Source organism: Cobetia amphilecti, assembly GCF_032923285.1.
Taxonomy (GTDB): domain Bacteria; phylum Pseudomonadota; class Gammaproteobacteria; order Pseudomonadales; family Halomonadaceae; genus Cobetia; species Cobetia amphilecti.
In genome coordinates, this window is the sequence record NZ_CP136695.1 from 3428425 (window position 1) to 3454084 (window position 25660).

Sequence of the window (25660 nt, forward strand, 5' to 3'; positions counted from 1 at the left end):
TGGGCGTTGTCGTTGTGGGCCTCTCGCCTTTGGCAATTGGCGAAAGCTCTGACAGGCTGAGCGAAAGGCTTGTCATCCTCGTCAACGGGCGGTATATAGCCAGAGAGCCTTCGGCGCATCGCCGCTGGCGGTGCCCGGTATCACAGGCCAGTCCAGGCGCTGGATATCGGGTAGGTCGTTCCAAGATCGTGAGGTCCGCCCATGGCCCGTGAACAATTCCTCGATGATATCGATGCCACGGCACTCGCCGAAGACAGCCCCACCGATGTGGACTTCGAGCTGTCGCCCTCCAGCGCACCTGCCAAGCCACAACGCAATGACTCCCGCCAACGTCTTGAAGCCCTGCTCGAGGAGCGCGCCCTGGCTCGCTCCATCCGCGAAGGCTGGGACGATGAAGCCGATGATGATCTGATCGACGCCAGCGACTGGGGCGAAGAGGAGTAAGCTCGCCTTCAGCGGCGTGCAGGGGAAGGGATACCAGGGAGCAGACAGGCCATGGAAGGGGTCGACGTCAGGACAGGGAATGTCATGCAGTGAGTCGCCGCGCTCGCCTGGCACAGGCTGCCCGGCTGGCCAAGCGTGACGCCGGGCACTATCATCTGCGCGTCATTCCATTCTCCAACCAAATTGGGATTCCATGGCGCAATACGTCTATACCATGAACCGGGTGGGCAAGGTCGTTCCCCCGAAGCGCGAGATTCTCAAGGACATCTCGCTGTCCTTCTTCCCGGGTGCCAAGATCGGTGTGCTCGGTCTCAACGGCTCGGGCAAGTCCTCGCTGCTGCGCATCATGGCCGGCGTCGATCAGGACTACAACGGCGAAGCACGTCCCATGCCGGGTCTGAATGTCGGCTACCTCCCCCAGGAGCCGGAACTGGATGATTCCAAGAACGTGCGCGAGTGCGTGGAAGAATCCCTGGCCCACATCAAGAACGCCCAGACCGAACTTGATGAAGTCTATGCCGCCTACGCCGAGCCGGACGCCGATTTCGACGCCCTCGCCGCGCGTCAGGCCAAGCTGGAAGACCTGATCCAGGCCTCTGACGCCCACAACCTCGAGCGCAAGCTGGAAGTGGCCGCCGAAGCGCTGCGCCTGCCGCCGTGGGATGCCAATGTCGGCGTGCTGTCCGGTGGTGAGCGCCGCCGTGTCGCACTGTGCCGTCTGCTGCTCTCGAGCCCGGACATGCTGCTGCTGGACGAGCCGACCAACCACCTGGACGCCGAATCCGTCGCCTGGCTGGAACGCTTCCTGCACGACTACTCCGGCACCGTGGTCGCCATCACCCACGACCGCTACTTCCTCGACAACGTCGCCGGCTGGATTCTCGAGTTGGACCGTGGTCAGGGCATTCCCTTCGAAGGCAACTATTCCTCGTGGCTCGAGCAGAAGGACGCTCGCCTGCAGCAGGAAGCCAAGCAGGAAGCCTCGCGCAACAAGGCCATCCAGCAGGAGCTCGAGTGGGTTCGTCAAAATCCCAAGGGCCGTCAGGCCAAGAGCAAGGCGCGTCTCAACCGCTTCGAGGAAATGCAGTCCGGTGATTTCCAGAAGCGCAACGAGACCAACGAGATCTACATTCCGCCGGGACCGCGCCTGGGCGACAAGGTCATCGAGCTGCACAACGTCACCAAGCGTTTCGACGACAAGCTGCTGTTCGATGATCTGTCCTTCACCATCCCCCAGGGTGCCATCGTGGGTATCGTCGGCGGCAACGGTGCGGGCAAGTCCACGCTGTTCAAGCTGGTGACCGGCAAGGACACTCCGGACAGCGGCGAAGTCGTGCTGGGCGAGACCGTCAAGGTCGCCTACGTCGAGCAGCTGCGTGATGGCCTGGAAGACAATCAGACCGTCTGGGAAGCCGTCTCCGGCGGTCAGGACATGCTCAACATCAATGGCCATGAAGTCTCGTCGCGCGCCTATGTCGGCCGCTTCAACTTCAAGGGCACTGACCAGCAGAAGCGTCTGTCGGATCTGTCCGGTGGTGAGCGTGGCCGTCTGCAGCTGGCCCAGACCCTGAAGCAGGCTGCCAACGTACTGCTGCTGGATGAGCCGTCCAACGACCTGGACATCGAGACCCTGCGTGCACTGGAAGAGGCCCTGCTGGCCTTCCCGGGCTGCGCGATGGTCATCTCGCACGACCGCTGGTTCCTGGATCGCATCGCGACCCACATCCTCGCCTACGAGGGTGACTCCAACGTGGTGTTCTTCGAAGGCAGCTATACTGAGTACGAAGCGGACTATCACGCGCGTGTCGGCAACGATGCACCCAAGCGCATGAAGTACAAGCGTATCGACGCCTGATGAGCCGGCGGGGTTAGCCACGCTGATCGACGCAAGCCGCTAGACGCCCTCACCGGTCATCCGGTGGGGGCGTCTAGCCGTCGGGCCCTGCTGTTCGTTCCAGTCTGTTCGTTCCAGTTCGTCCGCTCTGCCTGCCCTGTTCTGCTTCTTTCCTCCCCTCCTCGCCCCCTGAACCCTCCTGCCAGCACGTCATGCTGACTTGCAGTGCTCGGCGCGAGCCGTCATAACAGTAGCTTGCCAATCCATCCGTTCGGGAATCGTCTATGAATCGCTGGCTACAGCAACCCCTCATGTGGCTGCGAACCTGGACCACCAGCATCGCCTATCTCCCCAGCATGCTGGCCATGGTCTATACCCTGCTGGGACTGATCTCGGTGATGCCCTCCGGGCTGCCGGACCCTTCCTCGCTGCCGAATAGCGACTTTTTCGAAGCACTGACCTTCAAGCAACATGACACCCCGCGCACCCTGCTGGCGGCGCTGGTCGGCGGCCTGATCTCGCTGATGGTCTTCAGTTTCACCATGGTGATGAGCGTGCTCACCCAGGCCGGCGCGCAGTTCTCCCACAAGCTGCTGCTGGGCCTGGTGACCGAGCGTCATCACCAGCTGGTACTCGGCCACTACCTGGGCAGCCTGCTGTTCCTGCTGGTCAACCTGATGGTGCCCAATACGGGAGACTCCCCGACCCTGTGGCGCTCGCTGGCGGTCTATCTGGGCGTGCTGATGATGGTCAATTGCCTGGGGATGTTCGTCTACTTCATCCATCAGGTCTCGCAGTCGGTACAGATCAACGCCGTCGCGCGGCGCCTGTCCGGCCGCACCCGCCTCTCGCTGGAGCGCCTGCGTCAGCGCAATCGTGACGATGGCTTCTGCGAGCGCGAGGTCGGCCGTGACGACGACCAGTGCCAGCTGCTGCGGGCACGCCGGCGTGGCTACATCCAGCAGGTCGATTTCTCGGCGCTGCGCCAGCTGGCCATCAAGCATGACATGGTGGTGCATCTGGATTTCGCGCTGGGCGCCTTCATCGTCAGCGGCATGCCCTTGATGCGCATCGAGTGGCCCAACGGCCTGCCAGAGGGCGCGACGGCGGGGGAAGAACTCGATGCAGAACAGCAGGCCGAGTTGATCAAGAACCTGCGTGCCGCGCTTGGCTATCTGGATGGGGAGTCCGTCGAGGACCTGCACGAGCACGGCCTGACCCAGCTGATGGAAGTCGCCATCAAGGCACTGTCACCCGGCATCAATGACCCCGGCACGGCACGGCTGTGCATGCACCAGCTGACGGAGCTGCTCAGCGAGCGCATGTCAGTGCCGCTGTGCAATTGTTGCGTGGATGATCACAAGGCCGTTCGCGTCAGCTGGCAGATGGAGTCCTTCGCAAGCCTCCTCTACCGCTCCATCACGCCGATTCTGCATTATGGCCGTGATGACCTCTCGATCTGTCTGGCCCTGCTGGAGCTGTTGAAGACCCTGTCGCTGATGGGCGCGCAATACGGCCATCTGGTGCTGCTGCAACAGCATGCCGACAAGGTGGTGGAGGCGATTCTCGCCCAGGCCGAATTCGAGGTGGATCGTCGTTTCATCGAACACGGCCTGCAGGCCGGTCACCATCGTCTCAACCTGCCCAGCCCTCAGTGGTAAAAAAGGCCAGCGCCTGAACGAGCAACGCCCGCGACGGTCGATCACCGTCGCGGGCGTTGCTGTCTCTGAGCCGTACTATCCGATCACATGACGGCTTGCGGCCTGTTGCCGTCAGCCTGACCAGCGACAGGAAGTCAGAGCCTTACGGCTTGCGGCGGCTCTTGAAGAAGGACACCAGGAACAGCACCAGGAAGATCACGAACAGGACCTTGGCGATGGTCGCTGCGGTGCCGGCGATGCCGCCGAAGCCCAGTACGGCGGCAATGACAGCGACGATCAGAAAGATGATGGCGTAGTTGAGCATGTCAATTCCTTATGTCATGTGAGAGTTGTCGCGGCGGAGTCAGCCCCTGACGGATGACGCCTCAGGCGCACTCCAGAGTGCTGAAAGCGGCGATCAGGAGGCGTGTCAGCCACCTGACTCGTTATTGCCAAGATGGTAATAAACTAAAGCTTTGTCAACATGATGTCGCACTTCAGTAAAAGAATTTGCCTCAGCCCTTGTGATGGGTTGAAAGCCTGCTCCGTCATCCGCACGTCTTGTCATAGGCACACGATAGGCGGCACTCGGTTGACCGCACGCATGCAGCTCGGGCAGGTGATGTTGCTTGTCGGGTGCCGCTTTACACAGCAAAGGCCCCCGTTCGGCGAGATGCCGAACGGGGGCCTTTGCTGTGTGCATCACTCGCGTCATCCCCCTGACAACGGCGAATGATCGATGCAGGGGGATCGGTCGCTACAGCGCGGCGATCAAGGCCTCGGCGTAGGCGACGAGATCGGGCTCGCTCATCACCTCGACGCGGTTCAATCCACTGTCGAGACTCGCCGGCTGACCGTGGCGAACCAGCAAGGTGCGCGGATAGCCGGCACCACCGATGCGCTCACTCAGCTGTGCATGAGCATCGCTGAGATAGACCCCACGGGTCTGCTGCACGCATAAGGTCACCAGTGGCAGACCGCCACGGGCAAGCGCCGCCTCGAAGGCAGGCAATGCCGGACGCTGACGCTCGGTGCAATCCGGGCACCATTCCGCGACCTGATTGAGCACGAAGGTATCGCCAGCGGCCAGCCGTGCTTCCACCTCGGCCAGGGTGACGTGAGAAGAGATGTCGTTGCTCATGGTTCACCTCAGTACAGGGACGGATCGGTTTTCTCGGGACGTGTCTTGAAGCGACGGTGCAGCCACAGATACTGCTCGGGATGCTTGCGGATCGCCCCTTCGATGAAGGCGTTGATGCGCGTGGCATCGGCGACGTCATCGCCACTCGGGAAGTTGTCCAGCGCCGGCAGATACTCCAGCGTATAGGTACGATTGTCCGGATTGCGGTGGAACATCAAGGGCATCACCGGCGCACCGGTCATGCGGGCGATCTTGGCCGTCAGCTTGATGGAGGCGGCATCGATGCCGAAGAACGGCGCGAACACGCTGACCTCGCGACCGAAGTCCTGATCCGGTGAATACCACACGCCATGGCCGCTCTTGATGCGACGCACCACGCCCCGCAGGTCGTGACGATCGATGGCGGTGCCGAAAATTCCATTGCGCGCACGGGTCATGAAGCGCTCGAACAGCGGGTTGTCGTGGGGGCGATAGACGACATCGGCCGGGAAGAACAGCGAGTGCAGTGCGCCGCCCAGATCCAGGGTCGAGAAGTGGATGCCCACGATGAGCGCCCCCTTGCCCTGGGCCATGGCGCGCTCCATGTGCTCCTGCCCCTTGAAGGTCACGCGATCACGCATGTGCTCAGGATCACGACACCAGCCGGTAGCCGTCTCGAAGATACCGATACCGTTGGCGTGGAAGGTCTTGCGCACCTGACGCGCGCGCTCCGCCTCGCTCCACTCGGGAAAGCACAGCTTGAGATTGGTGTCGGTGATGTGACGACGACGCTTGCCGAAGCGCCACGCCAGCTCACCAAGGCCACGCCCCAGCCACAGCTTGGCGCACCAGGGCAGATAGGCCGAAGCCTTCATGGCACCGATGCCCAGCCAGGTCAGCCAGTAGCGGGGGTGTGCAAAACTCTCGGGATAGCTCTTCTTGGCCATGACTCTCTCGTTCGACGGGCAACGGCGGCCATTGTAGACCGCGCGAGCCTTGCCGTCAGGTCAGGCGTGCGTATCCAGCGGCTGAGCGCTGGCCAACTGCGCGACACCCTGGTCGTCCGCCGCACTGCCAACGCCGCCATGGTAGTGTCTGGGCACGCGCGGCAGCAGCCCCGTCAGCAGTGTATAGCTGATGGTGTCGCAGCTGGCGGCGACGCGATTGACCTCAAGCCCTTCGCCCCACAGCACCACACGAGAACCGACACCCGCCTCGGGCAGGTCCGTGATATCCACCGTCAGCATGTCCATCGACACCTTGCCGGCCAGCACCGTTTCCTGACCATCCACCAGCACTGGCGTACCATCCACGGCGTGGCGATCATAGCCATCACCATAACCGCAGGCGACGACACCGATACGCGTCGGACGCGTCGCCACGAAGCGCCCCGAGTACCCCACCGGCTCGCCGATGGCGATCTCACGCACGGCGATGATGGCCGAAGACAGCGTCATCACCGGCTTCAGGCGCCGGCTGGCGTCATTGGCACCTTCCAGCGGGTCTCCCCCGTAAAGCATGATTCCCGGGCGGTTCCAGGCCGCATGCGTCTCTGGCCAGGCAAGCGTCGCCGGTGAATTGGCGAGACACAGCGGCAATTCCGCCTGAGCCGCCAGGGCCGTCACCGCCGCCATCTGCTGCTGGAAGTAGTCCGGCGTCAGGCTGTCAGCACTCGCGAAGTGCGTCATCAGGTGCAGATCACGCGCCTTGCCACACGCCTCGAGGCGCGCCTTGGCGCCCAGCACCTGCTCGGCCGTGAAGCCGAGACGATGCATCCCCGAGTCGAACTTGATCCAGCAGGACAAGGGCTGCGCAAGCTCACTCTGTTCGAGGGCCGCCAACTGCCATTCACTGTGGATGGCGCACCAGAAGTCATGCTCGGCCGCCAAGGCGTACTCCGCGGCCTCGAACACCCCTTCAAGCAACACGACCGGATGAGAGATGCCGCCCGCCCGCAGCGCCAGCGCCTCTTCAATCGTGGCTACCGCAAAGGCGGGGGCGAGATCCGCCAGTGCCTGCGCGCACGCCACCGCACCATGCCCGTAGGCGTCAGCCTTGATCACGGCCAGGGCGCGCGAATGCGGCGCCAGCTCGCAGGCCAGCTGATAGTTGTGACGCAGTGCATCGAGATCAATATCAGCGCGCAGTGGGCGGGACATGAGAGGACTCCAGGGTGATCGGTGAAAATGACAGACAGCAGAGCAAGCCCCTCAATTATTTTCCATCATCGCCGTCAGGTCACGCTGAAAACCACCAAACTTTCCCCAAATCACCGATAGAAACCACTGCCTGTTAAAACACATGCAGGATTTTCGACCAATACCACCACGAAACTGCCTGCCTCGAGGCCGCGCTGCCCTTGCGCGCTGCTTTTTCGGCGCCTCCTGTCTGACCATCACTTGCCTGGTGAACACTTGCCTGACGATCAGTGACCTGACCCACTGATGCCCTCAAACGCATGCACCCCCGCAGGCCTTGCCTGCGGGGGTGCATGCAGCACGTGGCGTAAGCCAGCGCGGGACGATCAGGGCGTCACGTTTTCCAGCTCGTCGGGGCTCTCATCATTCAGCACCAGGGATACCTGACGATCTGCCTTGAGGCTCTCGTTGAGGTCACGCACGCTGTTGATATCGATGATACCTGCCGCCTGACGCAGGTTGAGCAGGTCAAGCACATAGGTGTAACGCGAAGAGGCGTAGTCCGCCAGCGCCTGATACAGGGCCTGCTCGGCGTCCAGCACGTCGACGATGTTACGGGTGCCGACTTCATAACCGGAGCGAGTCGCTTCCAGTGCGCTGCGGCTGGAGACGATCGCCTGCTTGCGCGCCTTGACGGTCAGGACGTCGCTGCGCACCTGGCTGTAAAGCGAGCGCACGCTCTGGGTGGTGGAGCGCTGCTGATCGAGCAGGTCGTACTGGCTCTGCTCGAGCAGATGGGTGCTCTGACGTACCTGGGCGGAGGTGCGGCCACCGGTATAGATCGGCAGGGAGGCCTGGATACCGATCTGGTTGTATTCCTGATACCCCCCGGCAGTATCGATGTCGGTTTCATCGTAGGAGTAGGTCGCGAAGGCGCCGACTTCCGGCAGATGGCCTGCGCGGGAGGTCTTCACATCGCCTCTGGCGACATCGACACCCTTCTGGGCAGCACCGATCAGCGGGTTGTTGGACAATGCCATCTCGACCCACTTGCCGCGGCTGGCCGGCACCGGCGCTTCGATCGCCAGATCTTCTTCCAGACCATCGATGGAATCGTACTGCTGGCCCGTCAGCTGCTGCAGGGCCTCGAAGCTGACCTGGAGATCGGCTTCGGCCGCGATGCGCTGGGCACGCGCATCATCGAAGGATGCCTTGGCTTCCTGCACATCCGTGATCGCGATCAGACCGACCTCGAACTGCTGATTGGCCTGGTCCAGCTGGCGGGAGAAGGCCTTTTCCTGGGCGATGCGCGCATCGAGCACATCACGATTGTTCAGGATGGTGAAATAGGCAGACGCCACGTCATAGAGCAGCTGCTGCTGATCGGAATCCAGCAGCAGTTTCTGCTGACGGGTGGTGTCCTTGCTGGTCGCGAGCTCATACCAGTCGGCGGCATCAAACAGCTGCTGGTTGACGTTGACCACGATATTGCTGTCGGTGTAATCGCCTTCGGTGCCGCTCTGGGAATTGCCGGTGACATCGGTACGCGACACGGTTCCCGTGGCAGTGATCTGGGGCAGCAGGTCAGCAAGCTCGATACGCTCATTGTCCTCGACGCTCTGATAGAGCGAGCGAGAGGAGGACAGGCTGGCGTTGTGGGTCAATGCATCACGCGTGATGTCGAGCAGATTGGCAGCCTGAGCCTGGGTCGCAAAACCCATCGCCAGCACCAGTGGCAGTATGCGAATGTTGGCCATGTATGCGTTGTTCCTGATCAGTGACAGTCGTGACCTGCATGGCGCCTCGAAAGCACCAGGACAAGGTAAAAGGTAGCTCACACATCGGCTGGACTACTGCCTCAGCCCTGCTCAAGCGGGTCGTGGAAAAAGTGGCCTTAGTCTAATCGTCGCTCTTTTGGGCGTCCAGTTAGTTGGCTAACTTTGTTGCACGATACAGCGTTTCCAAATTGACAACAGTGTCATGGGGCACCCTGCACTCGAGCGCAGTGCGTCAGAATGCCCCCACTCTGCCAGAATAATGATGACACAATATGAAAACGGCCCACTCGGATTACGAGCGGGCCGTTTTCACTGGCAACCTGCATCAGGGTATCGACAGCCATGACGACTGTGCCCGTGCATCATTCAAAGATGGATTCGAGCGTCAGCCCCTGCTTCTCGAGCATGCGCCGCAGCTTCTTGAGCGCCTCGACCTGGATCTGACGCACCCGCTCACGCGTCAGACCGATCTCCTCGCCCACTTCTTCCAGCGTCGCGGCTTCATGACCGCGCAGCCCGAAGCGGCGCACCACCACTTCCATCTGCTTCTCGGTCAGTTCCGCCAGCCACTCATCGACATGCGCCTTGACGTCTACATCCACCAGACTGGACTCCGGGCTGGTGTCATTCTCGTCGGCGATGGTCTCGATCAGCGGCTTGTCGCTCTCGCCGCCCATCGGGTAGTCGACGGATGACACGCGCTCATTGAGCCCCAGCATCTTCTTGACGGTATCGACCGGCTTGTCGAGGAAGTCGGCTATCTCCTCCGCGGTGGCTTCGTGATCCAGTTTCTGGGTCAGCTGGCGCGCGGCACGCAGGTAGATGTTGAGTTCCTTGACGACGTGGATCGGCAGACGAATGGTGCGCGTCTGATTCATCAGCGCCCGCTCGATGGTCTGGCGAATCCACCAGGTGGCGTAGGTCGAGAAACGGAAGCCGCGCTCGGGGTCGAACTTCTCCACCGCGCGGATCAGCCCCAGATTGCCCTCCTCGATCAGGTCGAGCAGCGACAGACCACGATTCAGATAACGCCGCGCGATCTTGACCACCAGACGCAGGTTCGACTCGATCATGCGCTGGCGACCGGCGGGGTCGCCCGCCTGTGCCAGACGCCCGAAGTAGACTTCCTCCTCGGGCTTGAGCAACGGGGAAAAACCAATCTCGTTGAGGTAGATCTGGGTCGCATCCAGGCTTTGGTAGTGCTTGCGCTCTTCACGATTCAAGGCGCGTTCGAATGCCGCCTCTTCCGCTTCTGCCTCAAGCGTATCGTCGTCCTCCTCGACATCCTCAAGGGACAACTCAACCTCAGCCTGATCGATATCCTTTTCCAGCATGCTCATGTCGATACCCCGTTGTCTCTGGTCTGGTGCCAGGAACTTGTTGTTGTGGCAGCGGTGGGAATCAGCGTTTAGGCAGGAATTTCAGTGGGTCCTTGGGCTGCCCATCCTCGCGAATCTCGAAGTGCAGCTGCGCACGTTCAGCGTCAGTGGCTCCCAGAGTGGCGATGACCTGTCCGGCGTCGATCACATCGTTCTCTGATACACGCAGAGTGTCGTTGTGGGCGTAGGCGCTCAGATAGCGGTCGTTGTGCTTGAGAATGATGAGGTTACCGTAACCACGTACTCCGCTTCCGGCGTAGACCACGATTCCCGGCCCTGCTGCCTTGACAGGTTGCCCCTTTTGACCAGCGATATCAATGCCGCCGGTGACACTCTCGGACTCGCCGAACTTGCCGATGATCTCGCCTTGCGTAGGCCACTGCCAGTCAACGTTTTTTACCGGAACATAGGTCTTCTTGGCCGGTGCAGCCTTGGCGGTTTCGCCAGCGACGTTGGTGCCCTTTTCAACCTTGGCAGCCTCATTTTTCACGCTAGCGGCCGCTTTCTCACGCTCTGCGGCGGCGGCAGCGGCGGCTTGCTCGGCCTTTTCCTTGGCAGCCTTGCGCGCCTCGGCCTGGGCGGCGGCCGCACTGGCAGCTGCCTCGCTGGCCGTCTGGCTGGCTGTCTGTGTAGCAGAGCTACTGGCCTGCGCAGCACTGCTGCTGGCCTGCTCTGCGCTGTCATTGGCGGCGTTGCGCGCGGTCTCGGCGAGTGCCTCTTCACTGCCCTCCTGGTAGACAGGCCCCAGTCCGGCAGCCGCCGCGGCGCCGGTGGCGGCCGATGACACGCCACCCGAGCCGGTCGTCAGCGACTGGGCCTGGCTGGTGCGCTGTTGCTGCTGAGCCATGGCGGATTCATCCGGTGCCAGCCAGTCAGGCAGTTCGCTGCCGCCTGCGATCGAGCTGTCGCTGCCCCCGCCCATCGGCGTGGCAACGACGCCACCACTCGAGGCGACGCTCGTGCCGGAGGTTCCCGCCGCACTGGCCGGCAGCTGGGTGTTGGGGTCCAGTCGCAGCGTCTGCCCCGGCTGCAGGGTGTAGGGCGGATTCAAGCCGTTCATGCGCGCCACATCCCGGAAATCCTGGCCACTCTGCCAGGAGATGCCATACAGGGTGTCACCGCGCTGAACGGTATAGGTGTCGGAGGTGATACGCGCATTGCCGGCGTTGAGGTCCTGAACCTGCGGGCGAGTGGTCGCCGTGCTGCAGGCTGTCAGCGCACCCAGCGCCAGACCTGCCAACGTCAGTTTGATTCCCTTGTCCATCCTGTCACGCATGTTCCTGCTCCTTGCGGGAATTGCTGGAGTCGTCATCCGGGCCGGAGCGCTCTCCGGCAAACCAGACAAGCAATACGCCGGCCAGCATCAGGGCGAGTGCCGCCCACAGCTGGGCAGGCTCACCGGTCACACTGGTGTAGGTATCCGGCATCATGAAGTGGTAATCCAGCGGAACCTGTTCACCCTCGGGTCCCAGACGATAATCGGTGATGGTGCGCCACGGCCACAATACCGGCAGCGAGCCGAGAATGAAGCCCGTCAGCAGCATCAGTGTCGCGGTGTGATGATGACGAAACAACCACGACAACAAACGCGAGAAGGTGAATAGCCCGATGGCGCAGCCGCTGCCGAACAGCATGATCAGCTGCAGATCGAAGCTCTTGATGCCAGTCATCACCGTGCCGTAGAGGCCCATGGTCAGCAACAGGAAGCTGCCGGAAACGCCCGGCAGCAGCATGGCACTGATGGCGATGGCACCGCCGACCACCAGCACCCAGGAGGCATCGGTGGCGGCAGGCAACAGGCTGGGCAATTTGCTGGCCAGCACCAGCCCCAGCGCCAACCACACCAGATAGCCCATTCGGAAGGTGGTGATACGCCGCGCGACCACCACCCCGGAGCACACCACCAGCCCGAAGAAGAAGGCGTTGAGCAGCAGCGGCTGCGCCTCCATCAGCCAGGTCACCAGATGCGCCACGCTGATCAGGCTGGCGAAGATGCCAGCGACCAGCGGCAGCAGAAAGGCCAGATTCAAATGCTGCCACAGCGCCTTGAAGCCCTGCTCACGCCATACGCCGATGGCGGAGGGGCCGAAGCGCTTGATGGACTCGATCAATTCTTCATAGATGCCTGTCACGAAGGCAATCGTGCCGCCTGATACCCCGGGCACGGCATCCGCCGCCCCCATGCCAGCGCCCTTGAAGAACACGCTCAAAGCTCGTTTCACCTGATCACTCCCTCGAGCAACGGCACGAAGCGCACGGCCTCGAACCGCTGAATATCCTGAGTGTCGCCGACGTGGCGCACTCGTGTCAGCCACTGACGATCACTGTCGTCCTCGGCCAATGGCACGATCATCACCCCCTGCGGGGCCAACTGCTTCAACAACGCCTGCGGCAGATGTGGCGCGCAGGCGGTCACCACGATCAGATCAAATGCCGAGTCATCGTCCTGCCAGCCATGCCCACCATCGGCATGGCGCAACTCGACATTGTCGAGCCCGAACCAGCCAAGGCGTTGAGCGGCCCTGGCATGCAGCACGGCGATGCGCTCGAGCGAAGACACCCGAGCGAACAGGCGCGCCAGCAGCAATGTCTGATAGCCCGAACCGGTGCCGACCTCCAGCACCCGACACTCCTCGCGCGGGCGCGGCGCTTGCGCCAGGGCAAGCTCCGTCATGCGGGCGTGCATGTAAGGCTGGGACAGGGTCTGCCCCTGCCCCAGCGGCAGCGCAGTATCTTCATAGGCACGGTGCGCCAGCGCCTCATCGAGAAACAGATGGCGCGGCTCACTGGCCATCAGTTCCAGCACCCGCTCATCGCGAATGCCGGCATCCTCCAGGCGCGCCACCATGCGGTCTCGCGTGCGCTGGGACGTCATGCCGATACCGCTCAGCTGCGCCGTGTCCGGTCGCCTGAGATGCAAGGGCCCGGCGATTCCCGCTGCGCTGTCTGACTGCGCAAGCGGGAAAGCGTTCTGATACACGTCCTTCATGGTCTTGATTCATATCCTTCGAACGAGGACTTCACAGCGAAATCTTGAGCCTTGGCTGGCGCTGCGTCGCTCAGGTCAGCGCCTCGAGCCACTGCGCCACATCGTGACGCGCCCCGTGGGAGGTGAGATCCGTCATCAACGGCGTGATGGACACATAGCCGGCCGCGATGGCGGCGAAGTCGGTGTCATCGCCATCATCGATGCCATCGCCGGCCAGCGCGATCCAGTAGCGGGTACGGCCACGCGGGTCCTTGACCTCGATCGGGGCACCCGCCGGGCCACGGTGGCCCTGACGCGTGACGCGAAAACCGCGAATCTCGCTCCACGGCACATCCGGCACATTGACGTTGAGCAATGAGCGCGGCGGCAATGCCAGGGTCTCGGCCGCGCCGACGAGGCTCGCCGCCACGCGTCCGGCGGTCTCGAAGTGGGTCTTGCCGCACAGTGACATCGCGATCGCCGACATGCCCAGCGAGCGCCCTTCCATCGCCGCCGCCACGGTGCCGGAATACAGCACGTCATCGCCCAGGTTGGCGCCATGGTTGATACCGGAAATCACGATGTCAGGCTTCTCGTCCCAGACGCCATTGACGCCCAGATAGACACAATCCGCGGGTGTGCCGTCGACGCTGTAGAAGCCGTTCTCCATCGCGGACAGCAACAACGGCCGACTCAGCGTCAGCGAGTTGCTGGCCCCTGAGCGATCACGGTCCGGCGCGACCACACGAATGCGTGCCTGCCCGGCCAGCGCGTCATGCAGCGCCTTGAGCCCCGGAGCGTGCACGCCATCATCATTGGAAAGCAGAATCCTGCGCATCATCTCACTCCTTTGCGAATCATCGGATAGTCGTCATGTCGCCTGACGGCACTACAGCAGCGGGTGGGCGATCAGCTCACGCAACAGGCCCGTCGCGAAGCTGCCGCGCGGCAGATCGAAGTGCAGCCAGACACTGGCCTCGCCACCTTCGGTTTTTGCCTGCTCTGGCGTGATATCCCACTCCAGACGCGGCTTGCCAGGCATCAGGCGCAGCGGACGACGCTCCGCCTTGACGCCAGCCTTCTCGAGCCCCTCGCACAGCTGCGGCCAACGCGTGGCCAGGACCTGCTCGAGTTGGGCGACCTGAGCATGAGCCTCCGCACGCCCGGTGCCCCACAGCGGGCCAGTGGGATGAATATCGCCACTCGCCAGGCGCTGCGCCAGCGTCTCGGCCGACTCGCTGCCGTCGGTGACGAAGCGCGAGCCCGTCCCGTTGAGCGCAAACACCTCGCCGCTCAACGCCGTCGCCCAGCAATTCGCCTTGAGGCGCGCGGCCAGCACCTCGTTGAACAGGAAGCTGCGCGCGGTCGACAGCAGCATGCCGCTGCGGTCATCGCGCTTGCGCCAGCCACGCACCAGCACGGCACGTGCCCGGCCGAGATTATGTCCCTGATGGCCGAAACGCTGCGGCCCGAAATAGTTGGGCACACCATCACGTATCAGCGTCTGCCAGCGCACCTCGAATTCGGGATGCGCAACGGCCTCACCACTGACACGCAGCGCGAAGCGGTTGCCGCGATGCACGCCACGCTTGAGCTTGCGCGGATGACGCACGCTGGCCAGCACGCGGACACCCTTCTCGGCCAGCGCATCGCTGAGATCCTGCGGCGCTTCACGCCCCGGCAACCACACGGAGACCCACTGCTGGGTGATCGCCTGCTTGTCCTTGAGACCGGCCACGCCGATATCACGCGGCGCGACCTCACACAGGCCGGCCAGTTCACGGCACAGGTCATCGGTGGTCAGGCCGCGTTTCTCGACCCACAGCCACTGATGCTCACCGTGGCCTTCGGGCACGAAGTCCATCAGCTCGGTGACCCGGAAGTCCTCGGGCGTGTGGCGGAAGTCGCCTGCTCCCAGCGGGCCGCCATGCGCATGCGGCCAGCGCTGCATCAATTCGGCTTCCTTGACCCACGCCTCGCTGCCCGCGGCGTCCAGTGCCGCCAGCGCCTCGGCAAACAGCGCATCGGCCTCGGGCGACTCAGACATGTCATTCACTTCAGACATGCTCGGCTCCGCCCGCGGTCGGCAGCGCGCCCAGCAGCACCACGGCCTCGGCGGCGATGCCTTCCTTGCGACCGGTGAAGCCGAGCCGCTCGGTGGTGGTGGCCTTGACGTTGACGACCGCCAGCGGCACGCGCAGGTCTTCGGCGATCACTTCCCGCATCGCCTGGATGTGCGGCGCCATCTTCGGCGCCTGCGCCATCACGGTGAGATCGACATTGCCGACCCCGAAACCGGCGGCATTGACCAGCCCGATCACGTGGCGCAGCAGGCCACGGCTATCGGCGCCGGACCACTCGCTGTCGGTGTCCGGGAAATGCTTGCCGATATCGCCCATGCCACAGGCGCCGAGCAGCGCATCACACAGTGCATGCAGCAGCACGTCACCGTCGGAGTGCGCCACGAAGCCATGCTCGTAGGCGATCTTCACGCCACCGATCATCAGGTGATCGCCATCGCCGAAGCGATGCACATCGAAGCCGTGGCCGATGCGCAGGGCGATCGGCACATGGCCAGCCTGCGGGGAAGAAGTCGCGGATTGCGCAGTGGGAGTGGCAGCAGCGGGTGTTGCAGATTGCTCAGTCATGGCAGGCAGACGTCCGGGGGCTATCGGGAAGCGCCTCGCGCGCGGCCAGCAGCAGGCGCGCCATGGCGAGGTCTTCCGGATGGGTGATCTTGAGATTGTCGCGTGCGGCGGCGACCAGCACAGGGGCACGGCCACAGGCCTCCAGTGCCGAGGCCTCATCCGTGATGAGCGCGGGGTTCTCCCCAAGCGCTTCACGCAGCGCCCGTCGCAACAGGCCCAGCGGGAAGGCCTGCGGCGTGAAGGCATGCCACAGGCCGACGCGGGATTCGGTGTGCGCGATGCTCGGCGCACGCTCTTCATCGCCATCGCCATGCGGGCGGGAGTCGCCGGCCGGCGCGGCGCGCTTCATGGTGTCACTGGCGGGGGCCGCGAGGATGGCGCCATCGGCACTGCGGCGAGCGGTCGCGACCAGCGCATGGATATCGGCTTCGCGAACGCAGGGACGCGCGACATCGTGCACCAGCACGAGGTCATCGTCATGGGCGTGGCGGCTCAGACAGTCCAGGCCCGCCAGCACGCTGTCGGCACGTTCGCTGCCGCCATCGGCGCGCAGCCAGTCCTGCCACGGCACCATCGACGGCGAGAAATAGTCATCATCGGCGCCCAGCACCAGACAGAGCCCTGCCTCGGGCAGCGCGCGCTTGAGTGTCGCCAGCGTCGCCTCCAGCACGCAGCCGCCGGGCGACAGCTCCAGATACTGCTTGGGGCGGTCGGCCTGCATGCGGCTGCCCACGCCGGCGGCCGGCACCAGATACCACAGACGGGGCTCGCGCGAGGCGTCTGTCGGCATCATGGCGTGATCACCTTGGGCAGCCCGCCTTCCAGGCCCTTGCCCTCCAGCGCACCGTCCGCCACTTCATCGGGTGATGGCGCCTTGCGTTCCGGCACCGCGACATTGGGCACCCACAGGAACTGCTCGTCCTTGCGCACCATGCCGAGGTCATTGCGTGCACGCTCCTCGATGGCCGCCAGACCATTCTTGAGGTCGACCACTTCCGCACCGAGCCGCTGATTGCGGTTGTCCAGCACCGCATCTTCCTTGGAAAGCTGCTGCACGCGTGCGCGAATATCGAATAATTCGGTGATGCCATTTTCGCCCCACCACAGCCGATACTGGAGCAGTGCCAGCAGCAGCAGCAGTGAGATATTGATCCATTTGAGCATGGCGATGTCCTTGGCCGTTGCAGCGCGCATTATGCCATCATCCGGGAGCGTGACGCAGGCACTGCCAGCATCCGTTGCCACGCTTGACGCACCCCTGTCGATCAGGGCCACCTGATGACAGCGCCCTCTCACCCTTCTGCCAGGAGTCATCCGATGTACAAGCTTGCGTTCTTCGTCCCGGAGAATGACGCCGAACACGTCAAGGAAGCCGTCTTTGCCACCGGTGCAGGGCGCATCGGCGACTACGAGGCCTGCTGTTTCGAGACACGCGGCACCGGCCAGTTTCGGCCACTGGCCAGCGCCAATCCGCATATCGGGACCTGCGGCACGCTGGAGCGCGTCGCCGAACTGAAGATAGAGCTGGTATGTGACGATTCGCTCATCGCCGCTGCCGTGGCGGCGCTGCGCGAGGCCCATCCCTATGAAGAAGTCGCCTTCGATTGCTGGCGACTGGAAACGTTCTGACCCCGCGCGCCCCGAAGAACGAGGCACGCGAGGTCAGCAATGGCCAGACGATCTAGCTCGCGGGCAGGAAGGTGGTGTTGAAGAAGTGCTCGCGGGTTTCCAGGTCGATCTGCTCGAGATGCAGCGGGAAATGCTCGTCACCCTCGCCGTGGCGGCGGTCCTCGAAGTAGCGGCGCAGCGTCACTTCCATGGTCGGGAAGGCCAGTGATTGCCAGGGGACCTCCTCCTCGGCGAACAGCGCCACCTCGAGGCTCTCGACGCCGGCCGAGTAATCGCTGATCAGCTCGGCCCGAAACAGCATGTAGACCTGATTGATGTGCGGCAGGTCGATCAACGTATAAAGCCCCTGCAGCTTGACCTCGGCACCGGCTTCTTCCCGCGTCTCGCGGGCAGCGGCGTCGCTGGTGGTCTCGGCGTTCTCCATGAAGCCGGCCGGCAGGGTCCAATACCCCAAGCGTGGCTCGATGGCACGCCGACAGAGCAACACCTTGCCATCCCGCACCGGCAGGGTGCCCGCGATGATGCGCGGATTCTGATAATGGATGGTGCCGCAGCTATCACACAGGTAGCGCAGACGATCATCGCCCTGCGGCACTGCCAGACGCACCGTTTCACCACAGTGACTGCAATAATTCATTCGCTCTCCCATGAAATCTCAAGGCGCCCTTCAGTGACATCCCGTCCCCGCTTCCTCGTTGCGCGGTGGGCCCAGCGGCATGGCGGTCGCCTTGACCGCCAGGACCCTCGCGCCACATGATGAATGCCTACGAGGAAACGACATGCTAGAAGCCCTGCGCCAACGCCTGCAAGCACATCAACCCCTTGCGACCGACCACCAGCTGCCACGCGCCGCCGTCCTGATCGCGCTGATCGATCGTCCCGAACCGACGCTGCTGCTGACGCGGCGTGCCAGCCATCTCAGTCAGCACCCCGGCCAGGTGGCCTTCCCCGGCGGCAAGGCCGAACCCGATGATAGCAATCTGTTGGCCACCGCGCTGCGCGAAGCCGAGGAAGAGGTCGCGCTGCCGCCCAGCGCCGTGGAGGTCTTCGGCCAGCTGAGCGACGTGATTTCCCTGCACGGCATGCGCGTCACGCCCTTTGTCGGGCGCATTCCCGCTGACCTGCCGCTGCGCGCAGACCCCGGCGAGATCGAGCAGATCTTCGAGATGCCGCTGAGCATGTTGCTCAAGGACGAGCGCGAGCATACCGACGTGATCACCGTCGGTGATGAGACCTGGTACGTGCCCAGCTATCGCGTGGCCGACCAGGTGCTGTGGGGGCTGTCCTCGATGATGCTGGTCGAACTGATGGCCATCGGCTTCGGCCATGCCGTGAGCCTCAAGGCAGCGCCACCGCCTGGTGCCCCGCTGCGCCATCTGCCGCCGCGCCCCGTGCCGCCTCGGCCCTGAAGCTCAAGACCCTGAACTCCTGAGCTCCTGAGCAGCTGAACCAGACAAGGTGTGTTCCCGCCGAGCGGCTCGCCATGGCCCGGATGTCATCGCCCTGATGGCATCGCACCGCTGCCATTGCACCGACGATATTGCACCGACAGTGGCACTGGACTATAACTCCTCGCCCACGATGCCACGCCACTTCCCGTTCGGAGCGCCTGATGCCCGCTGCACCTGCACCCGCCCCACTGCTGGACCCTGTCGCACTCAACCTGCTGATCGATGAACTGGTCGAGCATGGCTACAGCGTGCGCCCCGACTTCCTGCCGCGTCAGGTCATCGCTCAGCTCAATGATGAACTGACCGAGCTTGAGACACGGCAGCAATTGACGGCGGCGGGTATCGGGCGCGGACGCGAGCATGATCTGCGCCCGGACATCCGCGGCGACGCGATTCGCTGGCTGGACCGCAACTCGCGCGCCCAGCGCGCCTATCTGGAAGCGATGAACGTGCTCAAGGATGAGCTCAACCGCGCCCTCTATCTGGGCCTGTTCGAGTATGAGGCCCACTTCGCCCACTATCCGGTCGGCAGCTTCTACAAGAAGCATCTCGACAGCTTTCGCGGCCGCGGCAACCGCCTGATCTCCAGCGTGCTCTATCTCAATGAGGACTGGCCGCGCGACGGCGGCGGCGAGATCGTGCTCTACGACCCCGAGGATGACAGCCGCGAAATCGCGCGCGTCACCCCCGAGGCCGGCACCTTCGTGTGCTTCCTCTCCGAGCAGATCCCCCATGAGGTGCTGCCGACGCATCAGGCGCGCGCCAGTGTCACCGGCTGGTTCCGGCGCAACAGCTCACAGGGCAACCTGGTCGATCCCGCGCGCTGATTCCCGGGCAGGAAGGCCCGGCCAGCCAAGTCTGGACAGCGCCGCGCCAGCGGCCCTCAGTCGCGCGCCAGCGGCGCGTCATCGCGTGGTGGCACCTGCCGCTGCGCGTCCTGCAATGCTTGCTCGTCATTCAAGGCCTGCTCGTCATGCAGCGCCTGCTCCTCCTTGACCTCGATCTCCTCGAGGCTGTCCAGCGAGGCATCCGTGATCAGCTCCGGCATGTCAGCGACCAGCTCACGCGTGACCTCGACCAGCGGGTCATCGGCCTCGGCGTCTCGCAGGTGCTCCTCGGCGGCCTCGACCAGTTCAGGCCCGACCGCAAGCTCGGTGCCCAGCGGTGTCTGCGGGGCATGGGTCTCGAAGGGCGCCAACGGCTGCGGCGCCGGACGCATCACGCGTCGCCAGACGAAGAAGAGCAGCATGCCGCCCCCCATCACCGCCAGACTCAGCGCCATGCCGGGCATCGCGCCCATCTCGGCCATCGGCAGCGATACCGCCGGCGGGGACAGGGTCGACCCCACCGCGTTGATCAACAGCAGGCCCTGACTCATGCGCACCAGGGCGCCGGCGGGCGCACGGTCGGCGGCATGGCTGACCGCCACCGGATAGAGCGTGAAGGCGGCACCGCCAAGCAGGAACAGCACCGTCAGCTGGGCGATGCCCTCGCGCGCCGGCCCCATCAGCAAGGCGGCGAAGCCGACGATGGCGATCGACAGGATGATCAACACCTGCTGGCGATCGTGGCTGTCAGACCAGCGGCCGATGGGGTACTGCAGCAGCATGCCGCCGAGAATCACCAGCGCCATGCGCTGACCGATCTCCGCGGTGCTCAGGGTGCCGCCATCGCCCAGTGCCAGAGGCAGCAGGCTATAGATGACCGCCACCACCAGTCCCGAGGCCAGACAGCCGAACACGCCCGTCGGCGTGATGCGAATCAGGCGCCACGGGCTCAGGGGTTCGGACTGTTCGATCAGCGGCGAGACGCGCGGCAGCAGCACCAGCGGCAATACCGAGGCCGCCGCCAGCATCGCCACCAGCATGAAGGCCGCTTCGAGACTCAGCATGGCGGTCACGCCCAGCAGCAGCTGACCGAGCACCCCAGCGCCATAGAGCACGATCATGTAAAGCGCCAGCAGACGCCCACGCACGGCGGGGTCGGCGGCGCTCAGCAGCCAGCTTTCGATGACCAGATACACCCCGACCAGCGACCAGCCGATCATCATGCGCAGCAGGAACCACACCACCGGGTGGTCGCCCAGCCCCATGGCCAGAGCCGCGACCGCCACCAGCGAGGCGAAGCCGGCATAGGCGCGGATATGGCCGATGCGCAGTAGCAGGCGGTCGTTGACCAGCGCGCCGAGCCCGAGGCCCAGATAGTAGGCCGAGCTGATCAGGCCGATCGCCTCGCTCGAGACGCCGGCGGCAGACAGCCGCAACGGGACCAGCGAGGTCAGCATGGCGTTACCGATCCCCAGCAAGGCAAGGCCGAGCAGGGGCGCAAGGGACATCAACAGCAGATGACGGGGCATGACCAGATCCTCGGCCGGCCGCCAGTCAGCGATCAGCCAATGCCGCAAGGTGCGGATATCGTCGGGAGGGGGAATTTGCCCTGCGAGAATACGTCAAGGCGCGGGCAATATAGTGACAGTCCACGCCAAATCCAAGCCTTTTTGCGTCATTTGGCGACAATATCGTCTTGCGTGTCGCTGCGCCTTGCCCCGCGCCCTATCCATGCCCTGTCCCACGCCCTTGTCAGGCGGGTTGGGGCACGCGGAAGATGACGCTGTCGTTGGCGACCTGCTCAAGCTCGAGTCCGTACGTGCGCGCAAGCCAGGCAAAGGTCGCCGGGCTGAACAGGCACACATGCGTCGGATCACGCAGGTAGTGCCAGCGCCTGAGCGCCTCCGGGTCATCCGAGGCGGGCTGCGTCATCACCCCCAGCAGGCCGCCGGGCTTGAGGCAGCGCAACCACTGGCGGAAGACCTCGCCCGGCGCGTAGAGATGCTCGATCACCTCGGTGCTGACGATGAAGTCATGCTGGCGGGTGAGGGCTGCCGGGTTCGGATGATAATAGAGGTCGTGCAGCGCCATCGGATGGCCCGCCTCCTCGAACATCTGCGCCAGGGCAGGCCCCGGCCCACAGCCGAAATCGAGCCCGCTGGCACCGGCCGCGAGCCGCTCGCACATCGGCGTGAAGAGCTTGGCCAGGAAGCTTCGATAGCGCGGGTCTGCCGGGTCATTCTCGTGCTGGTCGTAGATGTCCTGCTCGGCCCTGGCATCCAGGCGCTGGGACGGCGCCAGATACAGCAGATGACATTCCGGGCAGCGCAGGTAATCGCGCTCGTCGGCGGGCGGTCGCTGACCGGTCTCGGGGCACGGCCTGCGCCGCTGTACCAGGTGCAGTACATGCTGGCTCTGGGGCGCCTCACACAGCGGGCAGACAGTATCCGCAGGCGGATAGGGAACGAGGGAATCAGGGGCTGACATCAGGGCTCCGCGGTAAGGGACACTGGCGATGAGGATCGACGTCACCACACGGCTGGCGGTGACAACTCGGCGCCACGCGCGACACCGCGACGGCACGGGCAATTCCGCAGCAGGTGAACGTATCGAAGGTGGCGACGGTCTGAGTGCTGAATGATACCCCGCGCCAGTGTATTGCGCCTGCCGCGATGGAGCCTGCAGGCACCGCCCCCCTCTGGCACAATGAGCATCATTCGAGTGCGGCACCGCGACACCTGACGATGTCACGGCGCCTGCCTTCGCGCCAGACAGGCGCGATCTTTCACGCCAGACCACCGGAACTTCACGTGTGACGATGGACAAGACTCTCAAGCGGTTCGAACAGGCCATGGAACAGCGCCTGACTCCTCTCAAGGCCAACTCCGTGGCCTGTCTGTGGCAACGACTGTCCGGGCTCAGCACCCGCCAGCTCTGGTGGCTGGCGCGCCCGTTGGCGCGTGTGGTGCAGCTGTGCAATCCCCGTGAGCGCCGGGTCACGCGCCAGAATCTTGGCCAGGCCTTCCCGCAGCTCGACAGGCAGGCGCGCGCGCGTCTGGCGAGCGACAGCCTCGCGCATTCCACCGCCACCATGCTGGAACTGGGCAAGGTGTGGCTGGGCGATGAAGACGTCGTGCGCGATTCGATTCTCGAGGTCCACGGCCGCAACCTGCTCGACGAGGCCCGCGCCGAGGGGCGCGGCGTCATCGTGCTGGCGCCGCACTTCGGCAACTGGGAAGTGCTCAATTTCTGGCTCTCCAGCCACTTCCCGTTCACCGCCATGTACGAGCCGCCCAAGTTCGAACGCCTCGACCCGATCATCCGCAACGGGCGTGAACGCATGGGCGCGAGCCTGGTGCCCACCAACTCGCGCGGCGTGGCCGCCTTGCTCAAGGCACTCAAGCGCGCCGAAGCGATCGGCATACTGCCGGATCAGGAGCCGGGCCGTGGCAGCGGCGTCTTCGCCGACTTCTATGGCCGGCCCGCCTATACCGCCACCCTGCTGCCCAAGCTGGTGGCGAGAACCGATGCGCGCGTCGTCACCGGTGTCGCCCAGCGTCTGGAAGATGGCCATGGCTTCGCCATCCACTTCCTCGCTGCGGATGAGGGAGTCTATTGCGAAGAGGAAGTCGCCTCGGCACGCGGGGTGAATGCCTCGGTGGAAGCGGCGATCGCCTTGGCGCCGGCCCAGTATCAGTGGGAATACAAGCGCTGGCGCAAGAGCCCGCAGGAAATGGAGCAACAACCGGGCTGGCAGGAAGCCCGCTTCTATGCGCGCACCTACTCCTTCTTCTCGCTCAAGGGCTGGCGCCGCTACTTCAAGCATCGCCGCAAGGCCAGCAAGCGCGGCTGAGGGCAGCACTGGCGCAACAGGCCATCAGCTCCCAGACTGAATGCGCATGGCGCAATGACAGGAGGCAAGGATGCCGATCGAGACTCACGCCGCTCACGTCGCTCACACCGCTCACCTCACAAGTGGCGCATCGCCCCGGCGCCCCTCCTTGTCCCGGGCGATATCGACACGCCTGCCGGCACGCCTGATGACAGGCTTGGCGACAAGGTTGGCAACAAGTGTGGCGACACGCCTGGTCACAGGCGCCGCGGCGGCCTGTCTCGCATTGTCTCTGCCGGCCCATGCAGAGACAGATGCCGCTTCCTCACTGTCGCTGGTGAGCGCTCAGCAAGTGCCCAGCGATGCCCCAGCGCTCAAGCTGCCTGAGGGCGCCACGCTCGAGCGGCTGGCCTCGCTCGACAGTCCACGCATGCTGCACCTCACTGATGCTGGCGAACTGCTTATCGGCTCGCGGGCCGAGCGTGTCTATCGCGCTCAGCTGACGCCGGACGGCAGCCTCTCTGCCGTGAAGACACTGGTCGAACTGTCGGGCTATCCACACTCGCTGGTGGTGCGCGGTGACAAGCTCTATGTCGCGACCACTGCAGCCTTGCTGGTCGCCGACTATTCACCCGGCGAGGCTCTCACCCGCGATGACTTTCGTGAGCTGATCGCCCTGCCCGGCGGCGGTGGCCACAACTCGCGCACCTTGAGTCTCGGGCCGGATGGTGGCCTCTATCTGGCGCTGGGCATCCAGGGCAATTGCTCGAATCAATACCTTGCAGGCAGCGACCAGGGTTACTCCTTCAGTGAACGCCGCGGTGGCGTGCTGCGCCTTGAGGAATCCGGCGATGCGCCGCACTGGCAGCCCTGGGCCAGCGGGCTGCGCAACCCGGTGGGCCTCGCCTGGCAGCCAGGTAGGGAAGGTGAGCCGCGCCTGCTGGCCACCAACAACGGGCCCGACCACTGGGGCTATGAGCAACCTCGCGAGCTGGTGGTTGCTGCCCGCGAAGGCAGCTTCCATGGCATGCCCTGGTATCAGTGGGTCGATGGCCGCTGGCAGGCGGATGATTGCATCACGAGCGATTCACCGCGTGAGCGTGACGAGATTGCGCCGCCGCTGGCCGAGCCCCCCGCTCGCAGTGCACCGATGGGAATCGCGGTGGTACCGCCAGAGCATCCATTGGCTGCAGACATGGATGTCGTGGTGGCAGTCCACGGCAGCTGGGGCACGGCGCCCTCCGGCAACGCCGCGGGAGACCCGGCCAGCCGCCGTGAGCCTCGCCTGCTGGGCCTCAAGCTGGCGACGCCAGACACTGAAGCACGCCTGGTGCCAGTGCTGACCGGTCTGCAGGACAGCAGCAGCGGTCAGCGCTGGATTCGCCCGCTCGATGTCCTGTTCGGCCCTGATGGCAGCCTGTACTTCACCTCGGATAGCGGCGCGGCTGGCCTCTATCGCCTCACCTTCGATTGATGGCCTGACCTCCAGCAGAACGGGCTTTTGAGAAGCGAGGCCCTGGCCCTTAGTCACGTGCGCTCTCCAAGCCCTCTCTCCAAGCCCTCTGTCCAGGCCCTCTCTCCAAGCCCTCTGTCCAGGCCCTCTGTCCAGGCCCTCTCTCCAAGCCCTCTCTCCAAGCCCTCTCTCCAAGCCCTCTCTCCAAGCCCTCTTCTCCAAACCCTCTCTTCAGGCTCTCTTTCCAGGCTCTCTTTCCAGGAGCTGCTTGGCAGAGGGCCTATGAATAGGGCCTGTGAATAGGGCCTATGTATGAATGCAGCGCTTGCCTGCTACAGATTCTGAAAACCTGCCTTGCATGCCCCGCCTTCGAATTACAGAAATGTAGTCCTGTGCCCTCGCATGCACCCAATGGCCAGCTAGGCATTGTGTGGCCATGGAGCGACACTGGGTCGACGCCAAGCGTTTAATGAACGATGACGCGTTGAGAGAGCGTCTCTCGCTCGTGCATCCAGCCTA

The 25660-nt window shown here is 64.1% G+C and carries 25 protein-coding genes; 8 read left to right on the forward strand and 17 right to left on the reverse strand.

Annotated elements, in window-relative coordinates; translation table 11 throughout:
• The first annotated feature begins 201 nt into the window (after positions 1-201).
• From R1T44_RS14620 to R1T44_RS14630, 3 genes are all read left to right on the forward strand, one after another.
• A complete protein-coding gene (locus R1T44_RS14620) occupies positions 202-444 on the forward strand; it encodes a PA3496 family putative envelope integrity protein (RefSeq protein ID WP_317292256.1) in 243 nt (80 codons plus the stop codon).
• A gap of 193 nt (positions 445-637) precedes the next feature.
• Positions 638-2299: an energy-dependent translational throttle protein EttA gene (ettA, locus tag R1T44_RS14625; protein WP_043331392.1), complete on the forward strand. Its 1662-nt coding sequence runs from the start codon at positions 638-640 to the stop codon at positions 2297-2299.
• Between the two features lie 290 nt (positions 2300-2589).
• Positions 2590-3939: a DUF2254 domain-containing protein gene (locus R1T44_RS14630; protein ID WP_317292257.1), complete on the forward strand. Its 1350-nt coding sequence runs from the start codon at positions 2590-2592 to the stop codon at positions 3937-3939.
• 142 nt (positions 3940-4081) lie between these two features.
• Here the strand turns inward: R1T44_RS14630 and R1T44_RS14635 are convergent, their stop codons facing one another.
• The 14 genes from R1T44_RS14635 to ftsB form a co-directional block, all read right to left on the reverse strand.
• Positions 4082-4243, reverse strand: coding sequence for a DUF1328 domain-containing protein (locus tag R1T44_RS14635; RefSeq protein ID WP_043331394.1), 162 nt, complete (start codon positions 4241-4243; stop codon positions 4082-4084).
• A gap of 432 nt (positions 4244-4675) precedes the next feature.
• Positions 4676-5059, reverse strand: coding sequence for a TlpA family protein disulfide reductase (locus tag R1T44_RS14640; protein WP_043331395.1), 384 nt, complete (start codon positions 5057-5059; stop codon positions 4676-4678).
• Positions 5060-5067: 8 nt separating this feature from the next.
• On the reverse strand, positions 5068-5985 hold the full coding sequence (gene lpxL, locus R1T44_RS14645) for an LpxL/LpxP family Kdo(2)-lipid IV(A) lauroyl/palmitoleoyl acyltransferase (RefSeq protein ID WP_107336203.1): 918 nt from the start codon (positions 5983-5985) through the stop codon (positions 5068-5070).
• 60 nt (positions 5986-6045) lie between these two features.
• Positions 6046-7197, reverse strand: coding sequence for an alanine racemase (gene alr, locus R1T44_RS14650; protein WP_284726615.1), 1152 nt, complete (start codon positions 7195-7197; stop codon positions 6046-6048).
• 365 nt (positions 7198-7562) lie between these two features.
• Entirely contained in the window at positions 7563-8933 is a 1371-nt protein-coding gene (locus R1T44_RS14655; protein WP_153636370.1) for a TolC family outer membrane protein, read from the reverse strand.
• Positions 8934-9316: 383 nt separating this feature from the next.
• On the reverse strand, positions 9317-10294 hold the full coding sequence (rpoS, locus tag R1T44_RS14660) for an RNA polymerase sigma factor RpoS (protein WP_043331399.1): 978 nt from the start codon (positions 10292-10294) through the stop codon (positions 9317-9319).
• Positions 10295-10355: 61 nt separating this feature from the next.
• A complete protein-coding gene (locus R1T44_RS14665; RefSeq protein ID WP_284726616.1) occupies positions 10356-11609 on the reverse strand; it encodes a peptidoglycan DD-metalloendopeptidase family protein in 1254 nt (417 codons plus the stop codon).
• Positions 11602-12555, reverse strand: coding sequence for a DUF368 domain-containing protein (locus tag R1T44_RS14670; RefSeq protein ID WP_284726617.1), 954 nt, complete (start codon positions 12553-12555; stop codon positions 11602-11604). Before R1T44_RS14670 ends, R1T44_RS14665 begins: the two co-directional genes overlap by 8 nt.
• Positions 12552-13208, reverse strand: coding sequence for a protein-L-isoaspartate(D-aspartate) O-methyltransferase (locus tag R1T44_RS14675; protein WP_054555732.1), 657 nt, complete (start codon positions 13206-13208; stop codon positions 12552-12554). Before R1T44_RS14675 ends, R1T44_RS14670 begins: the two co-directional genes overlap by 4 nt.
• Before the next feature lie 184 nt (positions 13209-13392).
• Positions 13393-14139, reverse strand: coding sequence for a 5'/3'-nucleotidase SurE (gene surE / locus R1T44_RS14680; RefSeq protein ID WP_043331401.1), 747 nt, complete (start codon positions 14137-14139; stop codon positions 13393-13395).
• Between the two features lie 51 nt (positions 14140-14190).
• The gene (gene truD, locus R1T44_RS14685) at positions 14191-15366 is read right to left on the reverse strand and encodes a tRNA pseudouridine(13) synthase TruD (protein ID WP_317292258.1); all 1176 of its coding nucleotides are present in this window, start codon (positions 15364-15366) and stop codon (positions 14191-14193) included.
• Positions 15359-15859 (reverse strand): 2-C-methyl-D-erythritol 2,4-cyclodiphosphate synthase, encoded by a 501-nt coding sequence (gene ispF / locus R1T44_RS14690; protein WP_054555734.1) that lies wholly within the window; start codon positions 15857-15859, stop codon positions 15359-15361. The genes truD and ispF overlap by 8 nt, the downstream gene beginning before the upstream one ends.
• 82 nt (positions 15860-15941) lie before the next feature.
• Positions 15942-16742 (reverse strand): IspD/TarI family cytidylyltransferase, encoded by an 801-nt coding sequence (locus R1T44_RS14695; RefSeq protein ID WP_284726618.1) that lies wholly within the window; start codon positions 16740-16742, stop codon positions 15942-15944.
• Entirely contained in the window at positions 16739-17143 is a 405-nt protein-coding gene (ftsB, locus tag R1T44_RS14700) for a cell division protein FtsB (protein WP_225347115.1), read from the reverse strand. The genes R1T44_RS14695 and ftsB overlap by 4 nt, the downstream gene beginning before the upstream one ends.
• Positions 17144-17266: 123 nt before the next feature.
• On the opposite strand from ftsB, the gene R1T44_RS14705 reads away from it, so the two are divergent.
• Positions 17267-17578: an NGG1p interacting factor NIF3 gene (locus tag R1T44_RS14705; protein WP_153636372.1), complete on the forward strand. Its 312-nt coding sequence runs from the start codon at positions 17267-17269 to the stop codon at positions 17576-17578.
• Between the two features lie 52 nt (positions 17579-17630).
• Here R1T44_RS14705 and R1T44_RS14710 read toward each other — a convergent pair whose 3' ends face one another.
• Positions 17631-18215: an NUDIX hydrolase gene (locus R1T44_RS14710; protein ID WP_054555560.1), complete on the reverse strand. Its 585-nt coding sequence runs from the start codon at positions 18213-18215 to the stop codon at positions 17631-17633.
• A gap of 142 nt (positions 18216-18357) precedes the next feature.
• Between R1T44_RS14710 and R1T44_RS14715 the strand changes: the two genes are divergently transcribed.
• Positions 18358-18987, forward strand: coding sequence for a CoA pyrophosphatase (locus tag R1T44_RS14715; protein ID WP_054555561.1), 630 nt, complete (start codon positions 18358-18360; stop codon positions 18985-18987).
• 203 nt (positions 18988-19190) lie between these two features.
• Positions 19191-19856 (forward strand): 2OG-Fe(II) oxygenase, encoded by a 666-nt coding sequence (locus R1T44_RS14720; protein ID WP_284726619.1) that lies wholly within the window; start codon positions 19191-19193, stop codon positions 19854-19856.
• Positions 19857-19912: 56 nt separating this feature from the next.
• Here the strand turns inward: R1T44_RS14720 and R1T44_RS14725 are convergent, their stop codons facing one another.
• Positions 19913-21385, reverse strand: coding sequence for an MFS transporter (locus R1T44_RS14725; RefSeq protein WP_284726620.1), 1473 nt, complete (start codon positions 21383-21385; stop codon positions 19913-19915).
• A gap of 223 nt (positions 21386-21608) precedes the next feature.
• Positions 21609-22343: a class I SAM-dependent methyltransferase gene (locus R1T44_RS14730; RefSeq protein WP_284726621.1), complete on the reverse strand. Its 735-nt coding sequence runs from the start codon at positions 22341-22343 to the stop codon at positions 21609-21611.
• Positions 22344-22674: 331 nt separating this feature from the next.
• Here R1T44_RS14730 and R1T44_RS14735 point away from each other — a divergent pair, with 331 nt between their 5' ends.
• Both R1T44_RS14735 and R1T44_RS14740 read left to right on the forward strand, forming a co-directional pair.
• Positions 22675-23709 (forward strand): lysophospholipid acyltransferase family protein, encoded by a 1035-nt coding sequence (locus R1T44_RS14735; protein ID WP_284726622.1) that lies wholly within the window; start codon positions 22675-22677, stop codon positions 23707-23709.
• A 220-nt stretch (positions 23710-23929) separates the two neighbouring features.
• Positions 23930-25162, forward strand: a complete 1233-nt coding sequence (locus R1T44_RS14740) for a PQQ-dependent sugar dehydrogenase (protein ID WP_284726623.1) — start codon at positions 23930-23932, stop codon at positions 25160-25162.
• Positions 25163-25660: the final 498 nt, after the last annotated feature.